The following is a 20542-nucleotide window of genomic DNA, read 5'->3' as shown; positions in this document are numbered from 1 at the left end:
GCCGGGGTGTGGTGATTCGGCTGGGGCGTGGCGATTCGGCCAGGGGGTGTGGTGATTCAGCGGGAGGTGTCGAAAACCTCGTCGCGGGTGGCCGCGAGTGCGCTCTCCAACGCGCCGCGCAGCACAGGGTGTTCACGGACGTCGCCGATGACGAGCCGGGGTCGGGGTGCGGCCAGCTCCGCCAGTTCGGCCTGGACGAGGGCGCGCAGGGGTTCGCCGCCCGAGGTCAGCGAGGCTCCGCTGAGGACGACGAGTTCGGGGTCGAGGACGGAGACGAGGGAGGCGAGACCGGTGGCGAGGTTCGTCGCGTAGGTCTCCAGCAGGCGCCGGTGGGGACCGTCGTCGGCCTCCGCGGCGCGGGCGACGAGGGCGGCGGCGACCTCGGCGTACGGCCCCGACGGGATGTCGTCGACGCCGAGTTCACGGGCCAGCGCGGGCAGGGCCTGCGAACCGGCGAGCTCCTGGAAACCGCCGCTGCCGGCCTTGCTCACCTGGCGGACCAGGGGCGCGCCCGGCACCGGCAGGAAGCCGACCTCGCCGGCACCGCCGGTCCAGCCCCGGTGCAGCCGCCCGCCGAGGACCAGGGCGGCACCCAGGCCCCCTTCGTTCCACAACAGCACGAAGTCCCCGTGCCCCCGGGCCGCCCCCAGCCGCTGTTCGGCCACGGCGACGAGGTTGACGTCGTTCTCGTACTCGACCGGCATGGGTAGAGCGGCGGCGAGTTCGTCGAGCAGCGTGGGGGAGTGCCAGCCGGGGAGGTGGGCGGCGTAGCGCAGGCGGCCGGTGTTGGGGTCGAAGGCGCCGGGGGTGCCGATGACGACCCGATGGACGTCGTCACGGGCGAGCCCCGCCACCTTGACCGCGCCGTCGAGGGCGTCGGTGACCTGCCGTACGACGGGCTGGGTGGGACGTTTCTCCGGGGTCGGGAGTTCGTACGACCCCACCGTGCGGCCGGTGACGTCGGCGACGGCGGCGAGGATGCGCTCGGGGCTGACGTCGAGCCCGGCGGCGTAGGCGGCGGCCGGGTTGACCTCGTACAACTGGGCGTTGGGCCCCGGCCGGCCCTCACTGGTACCGGTCGCGAGAACCAGCCCCGAGGCCTCCAGGCGAGCCAGGAGCTGGGATGCGGTCGGCTTCGAAAGGCCGGTGAGCTTACCGATCCGCGTACGGGACAGCGGCCCGTGCTCCAGGAGGAGGTCCAGGGCAGCCCGGTCGTTCATGGCACGCAGGACGCGCGGGGTGCCGGGGGTGCCTGCGGTTCCTGCCATGGGGTGTACACCTGCCTTTCGGCTGACCAGCTTCCCAGGGGCGTGGTTGGGAAGTCCATCCGGAGGGGGATTGTTAGGAAGGTTTCCTGTTGGTGGTCTGGACCATAGAGCCGCTGGGGAGGGGGCGTCAATGGGTGCTGGGCGGTAGGCGACCGAGTTGTTACCTGGCGCCTTGACGGGGGCGAGGGGTGCCTCGTCTCTCGACCGCGGCTCTGCGCGGGGCGCGTCGGGGGACGGAGCCGGCGATTGGCAGAAGTGTTCCACTGGTGCGGGCGCGTGACCTGACAGGCCCGGCCCTCATGGGTGGGGTTTCTTCTCTTGGGGGTGGAACAGATCTGCCAATTACTGCTCCCGGTCGCATCCAGTCGATATCCAGCCCTCAGCCGATGTCACATGTGCCGCAGCGGATCTGGTCAGATGACGACTGGGAGCGGATCAGCTCGGCTACTCGTCGCGGGACAGGGGCGAGAAGTGGGACATCTTCGCGGAGGGCGATGTCGTCTTCTTGCACCGGGGCTGGACCGGCAACGGAGTCTTCGTGGCGACCTTCGCGCGGGTTTTTGACGGTGGGTGGCGGATCGCTGGTGCCGTGGTGGTACGCGGTTGCGAGCGGTATGGGAGCGCGGACGTCGAGTGTGACTCTTGATGCTTGAGTGATCAGCACGATCGAGCTGTCGCTGGCCGGCCCGCGGTGGCGGAGTCGAGAGCGGGCCGGGCGGGCGGCCGTGCCGCGCGCGACCCGCGCCAGCGGGTCGCCTTGATGCGATAACTAGAACTCCTCCGACCGCAGCACCGCCAGGACGTTCACCTCCTGGGCAGCACACGCCTTGACCTGGCCGACCAGATCGAGTTCCGAGAGACGGTGTTTTAGCAGGTCATTGCGTTGTGGAAGATCTACCGCTTCAACTTTTGATGGCCGTCGGAGCAGGAAGATCCCGTAGGTTTCGGAGGAAGGTCTGGAGGTCTGTGAGTAGGAGGCCGGGGGTCTCCAGGCCCGGGAAATGACCCCCGCGTTGGAACTCCGTCCAGTGGACGATGTTGTCGATCCGTTCGGCAAGGTGCCGTACGGGCACAGAAGTGTCGCCTGGGAAGGAGGCCAGGCCGGTGGGTGTGGGGGAGGGTTCGGTGGCGCCGGCGAAGCCTGTGCCCGAGTGGGCGGTCGCGTAGTAGAGCCGGGCGGAGGACGTGGCAGTGCGGGTGAGCCAGTAGAGCATGACGTTGGTCAGCAGAGTGTCGCGGCTGATGGTTTCCTCTGGTGACTCGCGGCAGTCGGTGAAGGCTTTGAACTTCTCGATGATCCAGGCGAGTTGGCCGACCGGGGAGTCGGTGAGGGCGAACCCGAGGGTCTGCGGGCGCGTGGACTGGAGAATGCCGTAGCCCATCTCCTCACGCTGGTTGTGGGCGCGGCGGGCGGCTGAGGCGCGCATGCGGTCGATCTCGGCTTCGGTGAGGTGGGCCGCCTCCTGCTCTGTCGGTTCGGCGGTGGCCATGGCGGACAGGAGCATGGTCACGTGCACCCCGGCCACGTGGTCGGGGTGGAGGCGGCCCCAGTCGCGGGCGATCATCGCGCCCCAGTCGCTGCCGTGGAGGGCGTACCGGTCGTATCCAAGGCGGCGCATCAACTCGGCACCGGCATGGGCGATGCGCACGATGTCCCATCCCGGGGCGCGGGTCGGGCCGGAGAATCCGAAGCCAGGCAGGGACAGAATGACGACGTCGAGGCCGTCGGCGAGGAGCGGGTCGACGAGGGCGGTGTGCTCGAGGATCGATCCGGGCCATCCGTGCATGAGGACCACGGGCAGCGTGTCCGACCTGGGGGAACGGGCGTGGACGAAATGGAGGTTCGCGCCGTCGATCTCGGTGGTGAACTGGGGCAGCTTGTTCAGTTCGGCCTCGTGGGCACGCCAGTCATAGGAGTGGCGCCAGAAGGCGGCGAGGTCCCTGAGGTAGGCAGGGGGCACGCCCTGGCTCCAGCCGATACCGGGTAACTCGTCCTCGGGCCAGCGGGTCCGGTTGAGCCGGTCATGCAGGTCGTCCAGGGCCACCGACGGGATGTCGATGCGGAAGGGGGTGACGTGGTGGGAAGGTTCTTCTGCGCTCATGAGGCCACCATAGGCACCATTCCAGACCGCTTGTGAGTTCTGCCTGAGCCCTGCGCGATGCGCTCATCGCACTCGTGGGCCGGTGGCCATTGGGGGTTAGGCTCGAGGCATGAGTGATGCCTTGCCGTTACTGGCAATCTTCGGCAGTCTCGCCGCGATTCTGTGCGGCTTTGCATGGCTGGCGTCTCATGTGCGTCGCCGCGGTAGCGCGGGGACGGCCGTTCGCGCGGCTCTGGCGTCGTGGGAGGAGGCGTACCGCGTGACCTCTCACGAGTCCTATCAGGAGATCAAGGCGCAGACGGAGCGCAAGGCGCCCCTGTTGTCGCCGGACGGCCACTGGCGACCGGCGGGCCACAACGCGAGGCTGGGGGAACCGCGGCCCCGGCCATCTCTCCCGTCCCGTCCGCGTCGAGGGCGTATGAGCATCAAGCGCCTGACTCGACGCCTGCGTCAGAGGCGCTGACGAGGCGGACGTCACTCAAGACGCATCGGCTGGCAGTGGTGCGGAGCCGGTCGAGGAAGGCGCGTACGTCCTTGGCAGTACCGAGGCTGGGGGTGAGGTGGAGGCGGACGCAGGCGGCGTAGCGGGTGTGGGTGTTTTCGCGGAGCCGGTGGATGGCGATGCTGTTCAGCCAGTAGGTGAGGTAGTCGTTCACTGTGCTGTCGGCGGTGGCGACAGGGAGGCCGTGGTTGCTGTCGGCGATCTTCTCTCCGCGTGCTGCCGTAGACGCGGACGCGTTTGCGGGTGCCGTCGGCGGTGAGGACGTAGCCGGCGGCTTCCCAACGTCCGTCCTTGCGCTGGTAGATAGTGCCTTCGCTGTTGGCGCGGGTCTTCTTGCGCTTGGGGGCGGTCATCGGGCGGCCTCTTCCAGATGGCGCTGGACGTAGTCAGCGTGGGCGTGGGCGTGGGCGGGGGTGCGGCGGGCGCGGCCGATGGTCAGGGAGGCCAGGCGGCGGGTGGGCAGGAAGTCGTAGAGCGCGGAGCGGCCGTCCAGATCAGTGAGGGTGATTTTCATGGGTGGCTCCGGGGGATGCGTTCGCCGCGGCTGACTGCGATGCGGAGGGTGTCGGACAGGGACTCCGTCGCCCGGGTGAGCGCGAAGCGCACGGCTCGTTCGCCGGCCTTGGGGTCGGCGAGTACGGCTCTGGCTCCCGCGAGTACCTGTTCGCCCGAGTCCAGTTGGGCCTCTTCCACGTCGTCGGCGAGGAGGGAGAGCCTGCTGTGGTCGTTGTCGGTGCTGAGGTAGCAGGGTTTGCCGTCGGGAGTGGTCCAGGGTAGGAGGCGGAGGGTGTCGGAGGGTGGGGTCGCGTTGCGGGTGCTCACCGTGTCACCTCCATGCCGTGGATCCGGCGAGGCCCGACGTCGATGCCGTACGTGGCGAGCCACAGGGCGCGACGGCGCTGCCGTTGGAGTCTGCGTTTGCGACAGACGCCCGTGGTCGGCAGCAGTGCGTACACCGCTGCCATGAGCAGCAACTTCCCGAGTTCCGCCATGCGTTCGCCCATACTTCGCGCTCCTCGTCGTGGTCGATCGGTGCGGGACGAGCGGTGACTACCGTTCGTGTCTCGATCGTCACTGGTTGCTCGTATGCTGCGGAAGAGGGCTGGCGTTGTCCGGGCGCCAGGCAACGGTGAGGGGTGACATGACCGAACATCCGGTCGCTGAGGGGGAGTCGAGGCGGGCGGCTCTCGGGCGGACGCTGCGGTTCCTGCGGGAGAAGGCCGATAAGTCGCTGGGGCAGCTGGCGGAGGAGACGGCGTACGACAAGAGCTATCTGTACCGCCTGGAGAAGGGGGAGCGGCTCTCCAAACGGGCTGTCATGGAGGACCTGGACAGGTATCACGGCTCCGGTGACCTGCTGGTTCGTCTGTGGCGGGACGCGCGTAAGGAGGTGATCAAGGACAAGTACAAGGCGTTCATGGACTTGGAGGCGACGGCTCGGGTCATGTGGTTGTTCCAGCTGCGGGTGCCGGGAGTGCTGCAGACCGAGGACTATGCCCGTGCGGTGTTGTCAGGGTTGTCTGGAGCGCAGACAACGGCTGGCAACGGCGAGGAAGTCGAAGAGCAGGTGGCCTTGCGCATGGGACGGAAGGAGCTGCTGTACCGCGATCCGGCGCCGAACGTGCGCGTGATCCTGGACGAGGGAGCGCTGCGGCGCCCGGTTCCCGACGCGAAGGTGTGGACGGACCAGTTGTCGCATCTGGTGGACGCGGCGGAACTTCCCAATGTCGCGCTACAAGTGCTGCCCTACACGGCCGGCGTGCACGACCTCATGGACAGCCATCTCTGGCTCCTATGGCAGCGAGCCGGCGACCCCGTTGCCTACGTGGAAGGCAATGGATTCGGCGAACTCATCGATGATCTGGACAAGGTCTTGTCCTTCCGCTTGTCCTACGATCTCGTCAGGGACGCGGCTCTGACTCCCGTGGAGTCGACGGCGTTCATCAAACGCCTTCTGGAGGAGTGCAGATCATGAACCGAAACCCCGACCTGACCACCGCTGTGTGGCGCAAGTCGTCCTACAGCGACGGGGGTGGCACGAACTGCGTCGAGGTCGCCGACGGCTACACCGGCCTCATCCCCGTGCGCGACAGCAAGGTGCCGGACGGTCAGGTGCTGGTTTTCGGGGCGACACCGTGGGCGTCATTCCTGGCACAGGTGAAGGGCGAATTGCGGTGATCCATATCGACCCATTCCCAGGTGGGCTCTAGCAGTCCGTGACGAACGGGGCCGTGTCCAAGGTGGGGTACGGGGCCGGGAGGGGGAGGGGCTCGCCGAGGTCGACCTTGGTGTCCGTGGCGTAGTAGGCCTCGGTGGGGTCGTCGCCGGGGAGGATCGGGTCCGTGTAGCAGTGGGCCGTCTTGGAGTGACGGTCGATGAGGACGTAGACGGGGATGTCGGCGGCGGCGTAGGTGCGGAACTTGGGGCCGGTGTCCGTCCAGTGGTTGGTCGAGGTGACCTCTCCGACCAAGGTGATCATGTCGACGGGGTACCAGCCTCGGTGGGCCTTGCGGTACGACTCGTCGAGTTCGGAGGCCTTACGGTGGCGCACGTAGAAGTCCGGAATGAGCAGGGCCATGGTGCTGCCGTCTTTGTGGGCGGCGCGGTAGCCGTTGCCCATGCCGACAAGTCGGAACCCTGCAGCACGGAACTGGAAGCTCAGCTCCAAGGCGCCGTCGTTGTGGTTGTCGTTCGGCTGTGGCGGCACGACGACCGTCCCCTCGACATACTCCGGTCGAATCGGCGTCGGCGACGCCTCTCCGATCGCGTTCAACAGGTCGATGGGGTCCATCTGCGTCATGACCGGCTCCATGATGGGTTCGGCACTCATCCCTGGTTCTCCTCGTCACGCTGATGCCAGGCTAAGCCCACGCTGGGTGCCCCGGCAGAACGATGGGGCACCCCGTGCGCTCCCCGCGCCGGAATGCCCCGACCGTTCACTCGAACGAGCGTGCTGAACCGTTCCGCTCGTGCTGCCCCTACTTCGTCGGACTCGGCGGCGTAAGCGGCGTAGCCGCCTGCGCCTGCGGAGACCCCGTGTTGGAGTACGCCGACGGGGGTGCCATCCCCGCAGTCGGGTCCGCGTCGGCCGCCCCCTCCACCAGGACGGGCGGGCCGCCCACGATCGGGATGCTCGCCGCGTCGAAGGCGCGCTTGATGCGCCAGCGGAGTTCGCGTTCCACGGTCAGGGCCTTGCCGGGCATCGTCTTCGCGGACACGCGCACCACCATCGAGTCCAGGAGCACGCTGTCCAGGCCCAGGACCTCGATCGGGCCCCACAGGAGCTCGTTCCAGGGCTCCTCCTTGCTCATCTTCTCTGCGACCTCGCCGATGGTCCGCTTCACCTTGTCCAGGTCCTCGTCCGAGCGGACGGTCACGTCCACGCCGGCCGTGGCCCAGCCCTGGGAGAGGTTGCCGATGCGCTTGACCTCGCCGTTGCGGACGTACCAGATCTCGCCGTTGTCGCCGCGGAGTTTCGTCACGCGCAGGCCCACCTCGATGACCTCGCCGGACGCGACACCCGCGTCGATCGAGTCGCCTACGCCGTACTGATCCTCCAGGATCATGAATACGCCGGAGAGGAAGTCCGTCACCAGGTTGCGGGCGCCGAAACCGATCGCCACGCCCGCGACACCGGCGGAGGCGAGGAGCGGGGCCAGGTTGATCTCGAAGGTGCCGAGGATCATCAGGGCCGCGGTGCCCAGGATGATGAAGCTCGCCACCGAGCGCAGGACCGAGCCGATCGCCTGGGAGCGCTGGCGGCGGCGTTCGACGTTGACGAGGAGGCCGCCGAGGGCCGTGCCGTCGACCGCCTGGACCGTGCGGTTCATGCGATCTATGAGCTTGGTGATCGCCCGCCGGACCACGACTCTCAGCACCGCAGCGATCACCAGGATCAGCAGGACTCTCAGGCCGATCGCGAGCCAGGTGGACCAGTTCTGCTCGATCCAGCTGGCGGCGTTCGTCGCGCTCTCGTGGGCGTCCTGGAGTGACGGCACCGTCGGGGCTGTCGGCGTCTCCGATGGGGACGGCGACGGCGACGGGCCGGCGGCCAGTAGGGCGGCGGACAAGGACACGGCAGGAACCTCCAGGTGCAGCGGTCCGCCCCACCGGCAGTGGTCAAGGTCGTCCGCGGCCGATCAAGGTCACGAAAAGGTCACCGGTGGGGCAGGCCCACCACACTATCGGGGCATCGTGTGTGGATCGGTGTGATGTTCGAGGGAGAGAACGCGCTCATCTGGGGATGTACAGGTGGGATGAACTGCTCATGATCCTGGGGATGAATGAGATGTGGTCGAAAACACTCCCAGCCCGTTACCGGCACATGGTGGCGCTTCCACCAGGCATGAGGGGAGACTGACTTACGAATCGTCCCGGCGCGAGCCACGCGCCGCCGGCGTCCAAGGAGGCCATCCGTGCCGCAAGTCCTGGTCCTGAACGCGTCGTACGAGCCGCTCGGCGTCGTACCGCTCCGCCGCGCGCTCGTCCTCGTCCTGGAGAACAAGGCCGTGTGCCTCGAGGAATCCGGCGCCTATCTGCACAGTGCAACCGTCACACTCCCCGCACCCAGCGTGGTCCGGCTCAAGCGATTCGTGCGGGTTCCCTACCGGGGGCCCGTTCCTCTGACCCGTCGGGCGCTGTTCGCCCGCGACGGGGGCCGGTGCATGTACTGCGGTGGCGTCGCAACCAGCGTCGACCACGTCATCCCGCGCAGTCGCGGGGGCAAGCACGTCTGGGACAACGTCGTCGCGTCCTGCCGTCGCTGCAACCACGTCAAGGCCGACCGCCATCTCTTCGAGATCGGCTGGCGCCTGCGCCACAAACCCGCCCCGCCCACTGGCCTGGCCTGGCGCATCATCGGGACCGGCCATAGGGATCCGCGCTGGTTGCCCTACTTGCAGCCGTACGGCGCGGACGACGCCTTGGCCCGGATCGACGGCATTTCCGCCTGAGAATCCGGGCTTTTGCATACCCGGTGACAGTCGGTGACCGGCAGTCGTCGACCGGCGTGACCGAGAGCCGGTGACCGGACTTCGGTGACCCCGAGGGGCCCCACGTCCACGTGACGCGGGGCCCCTCGGGGTGCCGCCTCCCATGGGTTCAGGCGCGCATCCCCTCCGCCCGCGCCCCCCGTACGACGTACAGCGCTCCCCCCACAACGAACGCCCCCAGCGCCATCGCCCAGGCGCCCGCCTCGCCGCCCGGCTGCACCGGCCACGCCCACATCGTGACCGCGCGCCCGTGCGCCCCGGCCGACGCCAGGTACACGGCGCTGACGTAGCCGAAGGCCGGCAGCCAGCTCAGCCGGGCGCCGAGCACGGCGGCCGCGGCCACGGTGACGCCCGTGCAGCCGAGCGTGTTGCGGATCATGGCGGGCGGGCCGAACACGGACCCGTGCCCGAGCACCGCCACTGACAGCAGGGCCGCGGCGAGGGCGGTGAGGGCCAGGAGATGGACCAGGCGCCGCTGCCACCAGGGGCGTGCGGCCGTACGGTCCAGCTCTTCGGACGCGGTGTACAGGCTCGCCCCGATCACCGCGGCCGCGAGCAGCGGGGCCAGTGCCACGGCCGGCACCCGCCGGTTCGAATCGACGTAGGCGTCCAGACCGTGTGCCGCCCAAACGGCGAGGGCGGTGGTCGCGAGGAGCACGGCGAGGGCGCGCGGGACGGTGCGCGAGCGGGCGTACAGGAGCAGACCAGCGGGTGGGGCGCTGATGCGTGCGCGGGTACGGGCGCGGAGGAGAAGGCCGTCGGTCACAGCGTCGGCACCTTCCCCGGGTCGCACTCGTCCACCGTCGCGAAGTACGCCGACAGCCAGGTACGGCGCTCCTCCTCGCCCATCGCCTTCAGGCGGGCGCGGGCCGCGACCCGGGCGTCGAGCCTGGCGCGGTCGGCCTTGTCGCCCCACTTGGCGAACTGCTCGTCCATCTGCTTCTCCAGCGGGTTGGGCGCCAGATAGTGCTGCACGGCGTTGTCGACCGCGTCCAGGCGCGGATCCACCTCGTCGCACTCGCCCCGGCCGGACAGCATCATCCCGGCCTCCCACGCGTACTGCTCCGGATCGGTGAGCTGTCCCCGTACGACCCTCCAGCCGATCGGCGTGACGATCGGCAGCTGCGCCTCGTCCCGCGTCGGCTCGCCCGGTATGTCCTCGTACCGCACCGGCAGGTTCCGTACGCCCTCCAAGCGGTCCGTCAGGCCGGACAGGGCATCCGTGACCTGCGGCAGGAGGCGCTCATAGCGGGCGTTGACGCAGACCTGCGGGGTCGTGGACGTGTCGCACACCTCTCGGCCGGCGAGTGGGCTGGTGTGCCACAGGCCGTCCCCGGTCTGCACCAGCAGCGCGCCCGCGGCGGTCGCGGCGGCCAGCGGGAGCAGCGCGGTCCAGCGGCGGCGGGCCGCGTACGCCAGGACCGCGGCGGTCGCGAGACCGCCCGTCCACACCATCAGCGTCATCGGCTGCCACCACACGGGGACCGAGCTGGTCGAAACGTCGAGGACGGGAGACAGGTACCGAACGGCGCGTCGACTGTCGTAGGCGAGGAAGCCGAGGACGACGTACGCGCCCGCCGCCAGCAGCGGTGCCGCCAGCCGCCAGGCCACCAGTCGTCCCACGACCTGGCCCAGCAGGGTGGCCGCTGCCAGGACGAACGCGTCCGTGAGCGGCGCGATCAGGTAGGGGCTGTCGCCGGTGGCGCAGTACCAGGTGGCGAGCAGGGCGAGGCCGGCCGCGATCGCGTACCCGGCGACCACCCAGAGCGCCAGCGGCAGGGCCGAGGCGAGCAGCCGGGCGAGGGTGCCGCGGGCGGCCGTCGCCAGCAGCTCTCCGGTACCGCGTCTGCGCTCGCGCCCGCCGTGCCAGCAGCCCGCGGCCAGGGCCAGCGGGACGCAGAGCAACCCGGAAGCGATGTGCAGCTCGTCGCGGGTCTCGGCCCAGCCGCCCTGCCACTGCTTCGATTCGACGGCCAGCGTGACCGCGAGCGTCAGCAGGACGGCGGCGCCGACCCAGGGCGCGAAGCCGCGGACGACCTCGGCGCGCAGAGGGTGGTGCAGGAGGTGGTGCAGGGAGTGGTGCGAAACGCCCTGCTTCCGGTCTTCTCTCTCCGCCACGAGGGTCATCGCGCCGCCCCTTCCAGGCCACGGTGGGCGCGCAGAGCCGCCGTATATCCGCGCTCGATCGGGTTGTCGCCGACGCCGTCCGCCGCCTCGCCGAGCTCGGCGAGTGCCGCGGGCGTGCCCCGGTAGGCGACCCGGCCCGACTCGACGAGGGTGACCTCGGTGCAGGCCGCGGCCACGTCCTCCACCAGGTGGGTGGAGACGATGACGGTCGACCGGGCGCCCAGTTCGCGCAGCAGCGCGCGGAACTCCACGCGCTGCTCCGGATCGAGGCCGGCCGTGGGCTCGTCGAGCAGTAGGACGTCGGGTTCGTTGACGATGGCCTGCGCGATGCCGACGCGGCGGATCATGCCGCCGGACAGCGTCTTGACCTTCGCGTCGATACGGTCGGCGAGGCCGACGCGGGCGACGGCCCGTTCGACGGCGGCGGGGGTCTCGGTGGCGGGCATCTCCTTCAGCCAGGCCACGTACGCGACGAACTCCCGCACGGTGAATCCCGGGTAGTACCCGAACTCCTGCGGCAGGTAGCCCAGCCGCCGCCGCACCGCGGCCCGCCGCCGGTGGTCGCGGATGTCGTCCCCGAGCAGCTCCACCCGGCCGCCGTCCGGGGCGGCGACCGTGGCGAGGACCCGGATCAGCGAGGTCTTGCCGGCACCGTTCGGGCCGAGCAGCCCGTGCACGCCGGGGCCGAAGTCGAGGTCCACCGATTCGAGGGCGACGGTTCTGCGGTGCCGGACGTGCAGTCCGGTCACTCGTATCGTGCTCAACGGTTCTCCAGGTGGTCGTAGGCGGGACGGCGGGCGGCCAGCAGCGCGGCGCACAGGACGGCCGCCGCCGCCCAGCCGCTCTGCGCCGGGGCGCCGTCGAGGTAGTACGAGAGCTGCTCGGACAGGCGGGCCGTCAGGCGGCCGCCCGGGGCGGCGAGCGCCGGGACGAGGACGGCGCACAGCCAGCCGCCGCCGGTCACGGCCGTCGCCGTACGGCAGCCGACGTATCCGGCGAGCGTCAGCGAGGCCAGCGTCAGCGTGAGCCCCGGCAGCAGCCAGGCGGCGGCGCCCGGGGCACCTGAGGAGGGCAGCAGCACACCGGCGAGGGTCAGCAGGGGCAGGCTCACCGCCAGGACGGCGGCCGTCCGGGTCAGCAGCAGGCGCAGCCCGGCGGACGGTGTGGCCGCGGCGATCTCGTGCAGCGGGTCGGCGTGCGCGCCGTAGGAGAGGGCGACCCCGGCGACCGGTACGACGGGGGCGACGGCCAGCAGCAGGGGCAGCGCGCCCCTGAAGCCGGCCCCGTACGCGAGGGCGACCGCGCCGAACGCCACGAGCAGCACGGCCGGCAGCCAGGCTCCGCGTACGGCGGGGCCGGCGGCCCACAGGACGTGGGTGAGGCGCAGGCGGGCGGGCGGCGTCCGCGTCTCCCGGACCGGTGCCCACGACACGGACGCCTCCCGTGGCACGTTCAGCACCGCCTCCCGCACCTCCGCCAGCACCACCCCCGCCGCCGTCCCCCGCACCGCCCGCGAGACCCGGGCCGCGCACCCGCCGCACGTCTCCAGATGTTTCTCCAGCGACCAGGCGTCCGGTTCCGGCAGGGAACCGTCGCCGTATCGGGTGACGAGGTCGTCGGACGCGTGCCAGCCGGTCATGCCGGGCCTCCCATCGCGGACGGGTTCAACTGGGCGAGGGCGGCGCGCAGTTCGGCGCGGGCCCGCAGCGCACGGGACTTGACGGTGCCCTCGGGGATGCCCAGCAGCCGGGCGGCCTCGCGGGTGGTCAGCCCGTCGACGACCGTGGCGCGCAGCACCTCGCGCAGCTCGGGCGAGATCCGGTCGAGGGCGGTGCCGACATCGCCGTACTCCAGCCCCGCCAGCACCCGGTCCTCCGCGGACGGCGCGGCAGCGGCCGGGGCGTGAGCGACCCGAGCCTCGTCGGTCGGCGAGTTCATCGGGGTCGTCGGCAGCCTTCCCGCCCGCTCGTGCGCCCGCCGGGCGTCGATCAGGCGGCGCGCGGCGATGGTCCACAGCCAGCCGCCGGCCTCCTCGCCGCGATGCCCGTGCGCCGACCGCCACACCGTGACGAACGTGTCCTGGAGCACCTCCCGCACGACCTCGGCGTCGGCGCAGCGCCGGGTCAGCCGCGCGTGCAGCCAGCCCGCGTGCCGGTCGTACAGCGCGGCCATCGCCGCCGAGTCCCCGGCCGCGACGGCGCGCAGCAGCGCCGCGTCCGAGTCCCCCTCGTCCTTCTCCCGGTGGCCCCCCATGGGGCGGAACAGTCTCACACCCCGTCTATCGACGGGCCGGGCGCGACCGGTTCGCAGTACCGCGCCGGAAGAGATCCCGAAGAAAGCCGGAACAGATGGAAAAGAACCGGAAGAGAATGTGACTCGACGCACGTTGTTTCCTTCTGCACGTCTGTCGCCGCGACCGCTGGGTAGGGCTGCGATATCCGCACGTCGTACTCGACCTCGATGCACTCGACAAGGAGGCCCCCGTGGCCGCATCGGCACACCTTCTGCTCCCGGCCCTCTCCAAACCCGAGGCGGAGCCCACCGCCTACCTCCAGGCGGAGCCGTCCGCCCTTCCCCACATGGAACCGTCCGCCTATCCCGAGGCGGGACCGTCCGCCGCATCCGATCTTCAGGTGTGCGTGTTCAGCGCGGAGGGGGCCTGCGCCGAGGCGCCCCTGACCAGCGAACCCCCCCTGCCCGACGCCGAACCCCTCACCAGCGAGCCGCCGCTCGCCGACGCCGCCCCGCTGACCAGCGAGTCCGATGCCCTCGCGGAGTTGTAGATGACCGCACCCCGGCCGGCCGAGCCACCCGCCGAGGACCTCTCACGGCTCGCCGAGCTGCATGGCGTCGCCACTTCCTACAGCCCGGCCCCGGATCGCACGGTCGCGGCCTCCGCCACCGCCGTCACCCGGGTCCTGGCTGCCCTCGGCGTCGACGCCGGCACCCCCGGGGCCGTGCGCGCCGCGCTCGCCGCCCGCGAGCGCGAGCTGCGCGAGCGATTGCTGCCGCCGACGGTGGTGTGCTGGAGCGGCGGTACGTCCGCCGCTCTCGACGCCCTCCCGGCCGGCACCCACCTCAGCATCACGACCGAACAGGGCGAGACCCGCGCCGCGGCCGACCAGCTCCCGCCCGGCGTCCACCGTTTGACGGCCACCGCACCCGACGGCCGGACCGCCGACGCCCACTTGATCGTCGCCCCGCCCCGGCTGCCCACCCCGCCCGGACGCTCGTACGGGCTCCTCGTCCAGCTCTACTCCCTCCTCTCACGGCACTCCTGGGGCATGGGCGACCTCGGTGACCTCGCCGAACTGACCTCCTGGGCCGGCCGCGCGCTCGGCGCCGGATTCGTCCAGGTCAACCCGCTGCACGTGGCCGTGCCCGGCACGCCCACCGACCCCTCGCCCTACCGGCCCTCCTCGCGGCGCTTCCCCGACCCCGTGTATCTGCGGATCGAGGACATCCCCGAGTACGCCCATGCCGGGGACGCCGAGAGTCCGCGAGCTGCCGGGTACACCGAGAGTCCGCGGGCGCTGCGGGAGCGGGCCGACCGGTTGCGCGCGTCGGTGCTGGAGAAGGGCGCGCTGATCGACCGGGACGCCGTGTGGGAGCTCAAGCGGGAGGCGCTGGAGCTGGTGCGGCAGGTGCCGCTCGGGCCGGGCCGGCGCGCCGCCTACTGCGACTTCCTCGCCGAGCAGGGCGACGAGCTGGAGGACCACGCCACCTGGTGCGCGCTCGCCGAGGTGCACGGCGCCGACTGGCACCGGTGGCCGGCCGGCCTGCGCGACCCCCGCTCCGCCGAAACCGCACGCGCCCGCTCCGAGCTGATGGACCGGGTCGACTTCTGGTCACGCCTCGCCTGGCTCACCGACGCCCAGCTCACCGCCGCGCAGCGCACCGCGCGCGAGGCGGGCATGCCGGTGGGGGTCGTCCACGACCTGGCGGTGGGTGTCCACCCCGGGGGCGCCGACGCCTGGGCGCAGCAGGAGTACTTCGCGGCCGGGATGTCGGTGGGCGCGCCCCCGGACGCCTTCAACGCCCGCGGCCAGGACTGGGGCCTGCCGCCCTGGAGACCGGACCGACTCGCCGAGTCCGGCTACGCCCCCTTCCGGCGCCTCCTGCGCGCCCTGTTCCGCTACGCGGGCGCGCTGCGCATCGACCACGTCATGGGCCTGTTCCGCCTGTGGTGGGTCCCGCAGGGGGAGGCGCCCACCGAGGGCACGTACGTCCGCTACGACGCCGAGGCCATGCTCGCCGTACTGGTACTGGAGGCCTCGCGGGCCGGCGCGGTGGTGATCGGCGAGGACCTGGGCACGGTGGAGCCCGGCGTGCGCGAGACGCTGCGCGAGCGCGGGGTGCTCGGCACGTCGGTGCTGTGGTTCGAGCGCGACTGGGAGGGCGACGGCCGTCCCCTGCCCCCGGACCGCTGGCGCGCCGACTGCCTCGCCACCGCCACCACCCACGACCTGCCCCCCACCGCCGCCCGCCTCACCGGCGAGCACGTCGAACTGCGCGACAGCCTCGGCCTGTTGACGCGTCCCCTGGAGGAGGAACGGGCGGAGGCGGCGGCGGACACGGCGGAGTGGCTGGGCCTGCTGACCCGGCTCGGTCTGCTGCGGGGCGCGGGCGGCGGCACCGACACGTCGTCGGAGGAGGCCGAGATCCAGGCCGTCCACCGCTACCTGCTGCGCACCCCGGCCCGCATGGTCGGCATCTGGCTCCCCGACACCATCGGCGACCGCCGCCCGCAGAACCTGCCGGGGACGTGGGACCAGTACCCGAACTGGCGGTTGCCGATCGCGGACGCGCAGGGCAGGCCGGTGACGCTGGAGGAACTGGCGGGGGCGGCGAGGCTGCACGCGCTGGTGGAGGTGCTGCGAGCGGGATGATCAGGTGCTCGGTCCCATACGGCACCCCGGGCGCGCGTCCTCGATCGGCGTTCGCTACTTTTGCACCGTGGACAAGAAGAACGCCCTGCGCGCCGGCACCCTGGCGGCCGGTACGACGCTGATGATGCTGCTCATGTCGTCCCCCGCGCTCGCGCTGACCCGCGACGACGGCGACGACCCCGGCCCGGGCCTGAGCGTCATCGAGACGCTGGGCCTCTACGTCGCGGCCCCGCTCGCCATTTTCGCGGTCATCGCGGGCCTGGTGATGGTCCTCGACAAGTCGCACGAATCGCACCGGGTGACCACCCGCAACATCAAGACCAGGCCCAAGGCCGAGTCGAAGGCCTGACGCCCACTTCTTCACCGAGGGCGCCGACCTCGCCGTACGTACGCGCATCCGCCGTACGGGGCGAGATCGGTGCCCTCGGCGTGTTTTCCCGTAATGGCGCGTTTTTCCGGTAATGACGGGGCGCTGCCTACCTGTCGGCCCCGTCACTTCTCCGTAGCGAGCAGCAGTTCCCGCAGCAGGTCGGCCAGGTGGTCGACCTGTTCGGTGTCCAGGGCGGACAGGGCCTCCGTCTGGGCGGCGAGGCCCGCGCCGACCGCCCGGTCGACCAGGTCCAGTCCCTGCTCGGTCAGCGTCACCTGGAGACCTCGGCGGTCGTGGGGGTCGGGGGAGCGGCGCAGCAGTCCGGCCCGTTCCAGCTTGTCGAGGCGACCGGTCATCCCGCCGCTGGTGAGCATGAGCGTCGCCGACAACTGGCGGGGTGAGAGCGCGTACGGCTCGCCGGAGCGGCGCAGGGTGGCCAGCACGTCGAACTCGCCGCGGGCGATCCCGAGGGCCGAGTACACCTTCTCCGTGCGGTCGCCCATCGTGCGCGCGAGGCGGTAGATCCGCCCGAAGACCTCCATGGCCCTGGTGTCCAGGTCGGGTCGTACGGCCGCCCACTGCCCGATGATCGCGTCGACGGGGTCCTTGTGCTCTGCACTCATGCGGTGAGTATCCCGCCCGGTTCCGGTCGGCGGCAAGAAAGTAGCTTGACTGTAAGTTGCTTAGCTCTAAGCTACTTTCCGTCAAGCTACCTTCCGCCAAGCTACCGTCCCAGAAGGATGCCGGTCATGAAACGGCCCGCCACCGTCCTGCTCACCGCCCTCGCCCCCATCTCCTGGGGCACCACCTACGCCGTCACGACCGAGTTCCTCCCGGCCGACCGCCCCCTGTTCACCGGCCTCATGCGCGCCCTGCCCGCCGGACTCGTCCTGCTCGCCTTCGCCCGGGTGCTGCCGCGCGGCGCCTGGTGGGGCAAGGCGGCCGTGCTCGGCGCGCTGAACATCGGCGCCTTCTTCCCGCTGCTGTTCCTCTCCGCGTACCGGATGCCGGGCGGGATGGCGGCGGTCGTCTCGTCGGTCGGGCCGCTGTTCGTCGTGGGCCTGTCGGCGCTGCTGCTGGGACAGCGGCCGACGGTCCGCAGTGTGATCACCGGGGCGGTGGCCGCGTTCGGCGTCAGCCTGGTCGTCCTGCAGGCGGCCGGGGCGCTCGACCTGGTCGGCGTACTGGCGGCCCTCGCCTCGACCGCCTCGATGTCCGCCGGCACCGTGCTCACCAAGCGCTGGGGCCGCCCCGACGGCGTCGGCCCGCTCGCGCTCGCCGCCTGGCAGCTGACCGCCGGCGGCCTGCTCATCGCCCCCATCGCCCTCCTGGTCGAGGGCGCGCCGCCCGCGCTGGACGGCCGGGCGGTCGGCGGATACCTCTACCTCGCGCTGGCGAACACGGCGGTCTCGTACTGGCTGTGGTTCCGCGGCATCGGCCGCCTCACCGCCACGCAGGTCACCTTCCTCAGCCCGCTGTCTCCGCTGACCGCCGCCGTGGTCGGCTGGGCGGCGCTCGGGCAGGCGCTGACACCGGTGCAGTTGGCGGGGATGGCGCTGGCGTTCGGGGCGACGCTGGCGGGCCAGATACGGCCGGGAGCCACCACCCCGATCGCCGACAGCAAGAGGGCGCCCGGCACAAAGCCGGGCGCCCTCACAACCGTATGACCGCCTCCTGCTACTGCGCGGCCGCCGCGTCCGCCGCCTGCGCCTTCAGCGCGCGCTCCACGCCCGCCCGCGACTCCGAAACGAGCCGCCGCAGGGACGCGTTGGGCTCGGCGGAGGCCAGCCACTCGTCCGTCTTGCGCAGGGTCTCCTCGGAGACCTGGATGGTCGGGTAGAGGCCGACCGCGATCTGCTGGGCCATCTCGTGCGAGCGGGACTCCCAGATGTCCTTGACCACCTCGAAGTACTTGTCCGCGTAGGGGGCCAGGAGCTCTCGCTGGTCCGTCTGGACGAAGCCGGAGATGACGGCCTCCTGGACGGCGTTCGGGAGCTTGTCGGACTCGACGACCGATGCCCACGCCTCCGCCTTGGCGCTCTGCGTCGGGCGGGCGGCCCGGGCGGTGGCCGCGTGCCGTTCGCCCGCCGCCGTCTTGTCGCGCTCGTACTCGGCCGCGATCTCCGCCTCGTCGAAGCGGCCCACCGCGGCCAGCCGCTGCACCAGCGCCCAGCGCAGCTCCGTGTCGACGACCAGGCCCTCGATCGTCTGGGAGCCGTCCAGCAGCCCCTCCAGCAGGTCCAGCTGCTCCGGCGTACGGGCGGTCGCCATGAAGGCGCGCGCCCACGCCAGCTGGTGGTCGCTGCCCGCCGCTGCCGAGCGCAGGTGGGCCAGCGTGGCGTCCGTCCAGCGGGTCAGCAGGGCCTCGCGGGCGGTCGGCTCGGAGTAGAACTCGATCGCCATCTTCACCTGGCGGTGCAGCGACTGCACGACACCGATGCCGGACTCCTTGCCGATGCCCGACAGGGCGAGGGAGAGGTAGTCGCGGGCCGCGAGTTCCGCGTCCCTCGTCATGTCCCACGCCGACGCCCAGCACAGGGCACGGGGGAGGGAGGACTCGAAGTCGCCGAGGTGCTCCGTGACGAAGGCCAGCGACTGCTCGTCGAGGCGGACCTTCGCGTACGACAGGTCGTCGTCGTTCAGCAGCACCACGGCCGGACGGCGCTTGCCGACCAGCTGCGGTACGGCGGTCAGCTCGCCGTCGACGTCCAGCTCGATGCGCTCGTCGCGCACCAGCTTGCCGCTGTCGTCGTCGAGTTCGTACAGGCCCACCGCGATGCGGTGCGGGCGCAGGGTCGGCTCGCCCTTGGCGCCGGTGGGCAGTGCCGGGGCCTCCTGGCGGATCGCGAAGGACGTGATGACACCGTCGGCGTCCGTCTCGATCTCCGGGCGCAGGATGTTGATGCCGGCGGTCTCCAGCCACGACTTCGACCAGGCCTTCAGATCACGCCCGGAGGTCTCCTCCAGGGCACCGAGGAGGTCGGAGAGGCGGGTGTTGCCGTAGGCGTGACGCTTGAAGTAGGCCTGTACGCCCTTGAAGAACTCGTCCATGCCGACGTACGCGACGAGCTGCTTCAGCACGGAAGCACCCTTCGCGTACGTGATGCCGTCGAAGTTGACGAGCACGTCGTCGAGGTCGCGGATCTCGGCCATGATCGGGTGCGTGGACGGCAACTGGTCCTGGCGGTAGGCCCACGTCTTCATGGAGTTGGCGAAGGTGGTCCAGGAGTGCGGCCAGCGCGAGTCCGGGGAGTACGCCTGGCAGGCGATGGAGGTGTAGGTGGCGAACGACTCGTTCAGCCACAGGTCGTTCCACCACTCCATGGTGACCAGGTCGCCGAACCACATGTGGGCCAGCTCGTGCAGGATGGTCTCGGCGCGCGTCTCGTACGCGGCGTCGGTGACCTTGGACCGGAACACGTACTGGTCCCGGATGGTCACGGCACCGGCGTTCTCCATCGCGCCCGCGTTGAACTCCGGCACGAACAGCTGGTCGTACTTCTTGAACGGGTACGCGTAGTCGAACTTCTCCTGGAACCAGTCGAAGCCCTGCCGGGTCACCTCGAAGATCGCGTCCGAGTCGAGGTGCTCGGCGAGTGAGGGGCGGCAGTAGATGCCGAGCGGCACGGACCGGCCGTCCTTCTCGTACACGCTGTGGACGGAGTGGTACGGGCCGACGATCAGGGCCGTGATGTACGTCGAGATGCGTGGCGTCGGCTCGAACTCCCAGACGCTGTCCTTGGGCTGGGGGGTCGGGGAGTTGGAGATGACCGTCCAGCCGTCCGGTGCCTTCACGGTGAACTGGAAGGTGGCCTTCAGGTCCGGCTGCTCGAAGCTCGCGAAGACCCTTCGCGCGTCCGGGACCTCGAACTGGGTGTAGAGGTAGGCCTGGTTGTCGACGGGGTCGACGAACCGGTGCAGACCCTCACCGGTGTTGGTGTACGCGCAGTCGGCGACGACCCGGAGGATGTTGCGGCCCTCCAGCAGCCCCGTCAGCGCGATCCGGGAGTCCGCGAAGACCTCGGCGGGGTCCAGCTGGTCGCCGTTGAGCGTCACCTCGTGGACGGTCGGGGCGACCAGGTCGATGAAGGACGCGGCGCCGTTCTCCGCGACGTCGAAGCGCACCGTCGTCACGGACCGGTAGGTACCGCCCTCCTGCGCGCCGGAGAGGTCGAGATCGATCTCGTACGAGTCAACGGTGAGCAGCTTCGCCCGCTGCTGCGCCTCTTCGCGGGTCAGGTTTGTGCCAGGCACCGGTCATCTCCTCGATATGTGTCGGTTCGGCCATCCTTC

Annotated in this window: 21 protein-coding genes and 1 pseudogene; 7 read left to right on the top strand and 15 right to left on the bottom strand. The window is 70.8% G+C overall.

What is annotated here, in order from left to right; translation table 11 throughout:
• Positions 1–56: 56 nt before the first annotated feature.
• The 6 genes and pseudogenes from Q4V64_RS17315 to Q4V64_RS17290 form a co-directional block, all read right to left on the bottom strand.
• Positions 57–1268 carry an ROK family transcriptional regulator gene (locus Q4V64_RS17315; protein WP_124442222.1) on the bottom strand — a complete coding sequence of 404 codons (1212 nt, stop codon included), beginning with the start codon at positions 1266–1268 and terminating at the stop codon, positions 57–59.
• Between the two features lie 902 nt (positions 1269–2170).
• Positions 2171–3370: an epoxide hydrolase family protein gene (locus Q4V64_RS17310; protein ID WP_124442223.1), complete on the bottom strand. Its 1200-nt coding sequence runs from the start codon at positions 3368–3370 to the stop codon at positions 2171–2173.
• A 497-nt stretch (positions 3371–3867) separates the two neighbouring features.
• Positions 3868–4225: pseudogene (locus Q4V64_RS55030) on the bottom strand (site-specific integrase); the annotation flags it as partial.
• Complete coding sequence (locus tag Q4V64_RS17300) at positions 4222–4386, bottom strand: excisionase (RefSeq protein ID WP_124442225.1); 165 nt, start codon at positions 4384–4386, stop codon at positions 4222–4224. The gene Q4V64_RS17300 and the pseudogene Q4V64_RS55030, both read right to left, overlap by 4 nt.
• On the bottom strand, positions 4383–4694 hold the full coding sequence (locus Q4V64_RS17295) for a hypothetical protein (RefSeq protein WP_124442226.1): 312 nt from the start codon (positions 4692–4694) through the stop codon (positions 4383–4385). The genes Q4V64_RS17300 and Q4V64_RS17295 overlap by 4 nt, the downstream gene beginning before the upstream one ends.
• Positions 4691–4876, bottom strand: a complete 186-nt coding sequence (locus tag Q4V64_RS17290) for a hypothetical protein (protein ID WP_124442227.1) — start codon at positions 4874–4876, stop codon at positions 4691–4693. Before Q4V64_RS17290 ends, Q4V64_RS17295 begins: the two co-directional genes overlap by 4 nt.
• Positions 4877–5013: 137 nt before the next feature.
• On the opposite strand from Q4V64_RS17290, the gene Q4V64_RS17285 reads away from it, so the two are divergent.
• Together Q4V64_RS17285 and Q4V64_RS17280 are read left to right on the top strand one after the other, a co-directional pair.
• Positions 5014–5847 (top strand): helix-turn-helix transcriptional regulator, encoded by an 834-nt coding sequence (locus Q4V64_RS17285; protein ID WP_124442228.1) that lies wholly within the window; start codon positions 5014–5016, stop codon positions 5845–5847.
• Positions 5844–6050 carry a DUF397 domain-containing protein gene (locus Q4V64_RS17280; protein ID WP_124442229.1) on the top strand — a complete coding sequence of 69 codons (207 nt, stop codon included), beginning with the start codon at positions 5844–5846 and terminating at the stop codon, positions 6048–6050. Before Q4V64_RS17285 ends, Q4V64_RS17280 begins: the two co-directional genes overlap by 4 nt.
• A 28-nt stretch (positions 6051–6078) precedes the next feature.
• On the opposite strand, the gene Q4V64_RS17275 is transcribed toward Q4V64_RS17280, so the two are convergent.
• Positions 6079–6702, bottom strand: a complete 624-nt coding sequence (locus Q4V64_RS17275) for a Uma2 family endonuclease (RefSeq protein WP_124442230.1) — start codon at positions 6700–6702, stop codon at positions 6079–6081.
• A gap of 148 nt (positions 6703–6850) precedes the next feature.
• Positions 6851–7948, bottom strand: a complete 1098-nt coding sequence (locus Q4V64_RS17270; protein WP_124442231.1) for a mechanosensitive ion channel family protein — start codon at positions 7946–7948, stop codon at positions 6851–6853.
• Between the two features lie 339 nt (positions 7949–8287).
• Between Q4V64_RS17270 and Q4V64_RS17265 the strand changes: the two genes are divergently transcribed.
• Positions 8288–8824 carry an HNH endonuclease gene (locus Q4V64_RS17265; protein ID WP_124442232.1) on the top strand — a complete coding sequence of 179 codons (537 nt, stop codon included), beginning with the start codon at positions 8288–8290 and terminating at the stop codon, positions 8822–8824.
• A gap of 148 nt (positions 8825–8972) precedes the next feature.
• Here the strand turns inward: Q4V64_RS17265 and Q4V64_RS17260 are convergent, their stop codons facing one another.
• Genes Q4V64_RS17260 through Q4V64_RS17240 form a run of 5 tightly spaced genes read right to left on the bottom strand, consistent with a single transcriptional unit; the run spans position 8973 to position 13243 of the window.
• A complete protein-coding gene (locus tag Q4V64_RS17260; RefSeq protein ID WP_253267165.1) occupies positions 8973–9629 on the bottom strand; it encodes a hypothetical protein in 657 nt (218 codons plus the stop codon).
• Positions 9626–10990 (bottom strand): hypothetical protein, encoded by a 1365-nt coding sequence (locus Q4V64_RS17255; RefSeq protein ID WP_172629367.1) that lies wholly within the window; start codon positions 10988–10990, stop codon positions 9626–9628. Before Q4V64_RS17255 ends, Q4V64_RS17260 begins: the two co-directional genes overlap by 4 nt.
• Positions 10987–11754: an ABC transporter ATP-binding protein gene (locus tag Q4V64_RS17250; RefSeq protein WP_253267166.1), complete on the bottom strand. Its 768-nt coding sequence runs from the start codon at positions 11752–11754 to the stop codon at positions 10987–10989. The genes Q4V64_RS17255 and Q4V64_RS17250 overlap by 4 nt, the downstream gene beginning before the upstream one ends.
• Positions 11751–12629, bottom strand: a complete 879-nt coding sequence (locus tag Q4V64_RS17245) for a zf-HC2 domain-containing protein (protein WP_124442233.1) — start codon at positions 12627–12629, stop codon at positions 11751–11753. Before Q4V64_RS17245 ends, Q4V64_RS17250 begins: the two co-directional genes overlap by 4 nt.
• Positions 12626–13243, bottom strand: coding sequence for an RNA polymerase sigma factor (locus Q4V64_RS17240; RefSeq protein ID WP_124442234.1), 618 nt, complete (start codon positions 13241–13243; stop codon positions 12626–12628). The genes Q4V64_RS17245 and Q4V64_RS17240 overlap by 4 nt, the downstream gene beginning before the upstream one ends.
• Before the next feature lie 230 nt (positions 13244–13473).
• Here Q4V64_RS17240 and Q4V64_RS17235 point away from each other — a divergent pair, with 230 nt between their 5' ends.
• From Q4V64_RS17235 to Q4V64_RS17225, 3 genes are all read left to right on the top strand, one after another.
• Entirely contained in the window at positions 13474–13773 is a 300-nt protein-coding gene (locus tag Q4V64_RS17235) for a hypothetical protein (RefSeq protein WP_124442235.1), read from the top strand.
• Positions 13774–15879 carry a 4-alpha-glucanotransferase gene (gene malQ, locus Q4V64_RS17230; RefSeq protein ID WP_124442236.1) on the top strand — a complete coding sequence of 702 codons (2106 nt, stop codon included), beginning with the start codon at positions 13774–13776 and terminating at the stop codon, positions 15877–15879. It begins immediately after the preceding gene.
• Between the two features lie 67 nt (positions 15880–15946).
• Positions 15947–16228, top strand: a complete 282-nt coding sequence (locus tag Q4V64_RS17225; RefSeq protein WP_124442237.1) for a hypothetical protein — start codon at positions 15947–15949, stop codon at positions 16226–16228.
• Positions 16229–16371: 143 nt separating this feature from the next.
• Here Q4V64_RS17225 and Q4V64_RS17220 read toward each other — a convergent pair whose 3' ends face one another.
• Positions 16372–16872 carry a MarR family transcriptional regulator gene (locus tag Q4V64_RS17220; RefSeq protein ID WP_124442238.1) on the bottom strand — a complete coding sequence of 167 codons (501 nt, stop codon included), beginning with the start codon at positions 16870–16872 and terminating at the stop codon, positions 16372–16374.
• 126 nt (positions 16873–16998) lie between these two features.
• Here Q4V64_RS17220 and Q4V64_RS17215 point away from each other — a divergent pair, with 126 nt between their 5' ends.
• Positions 16999–17916, top strand: coding sequence for an EamA family transporter (locus tag Q4V64_RS17215; protein WP_253267167.1), 918 nt, complete (start codon positions 16999–17001; stop codon positions 17914–17916).
• A 10-nt stretch (positions 17917–17926) separates the two neighbouring features.
• Here Q4V64_RS17215 and pepN read toward each other — a convergent pair whose 3' ends face one another.
• Positions 17927–20503: an aminopeptidase N gene (pepN, locus tag Q4V64_RS17210; protein ID WP_124442239.1), complete on the bottom strand. Its 2577-nt coding sequence runs from the start codon at positions 20501–20503 to the stop codon at positions 17927–17929.
• Positions 20504–20542: the final 39 nt, after the last annotated feature.

Origin of the sequence: Streptomyces sp. NL15-2K, assembly GCF_030551255.1 — a bacterium.
In the GTDB taxonomy this organism is placed as follows: Bacteria; Actinomycetota; Actinomycetes; order Streptomycetales; family Streptomycetaceae; genus Streptomyces.
This window is presented reverse-complemented; position numbering and strand designations above follow the sequence as displayed.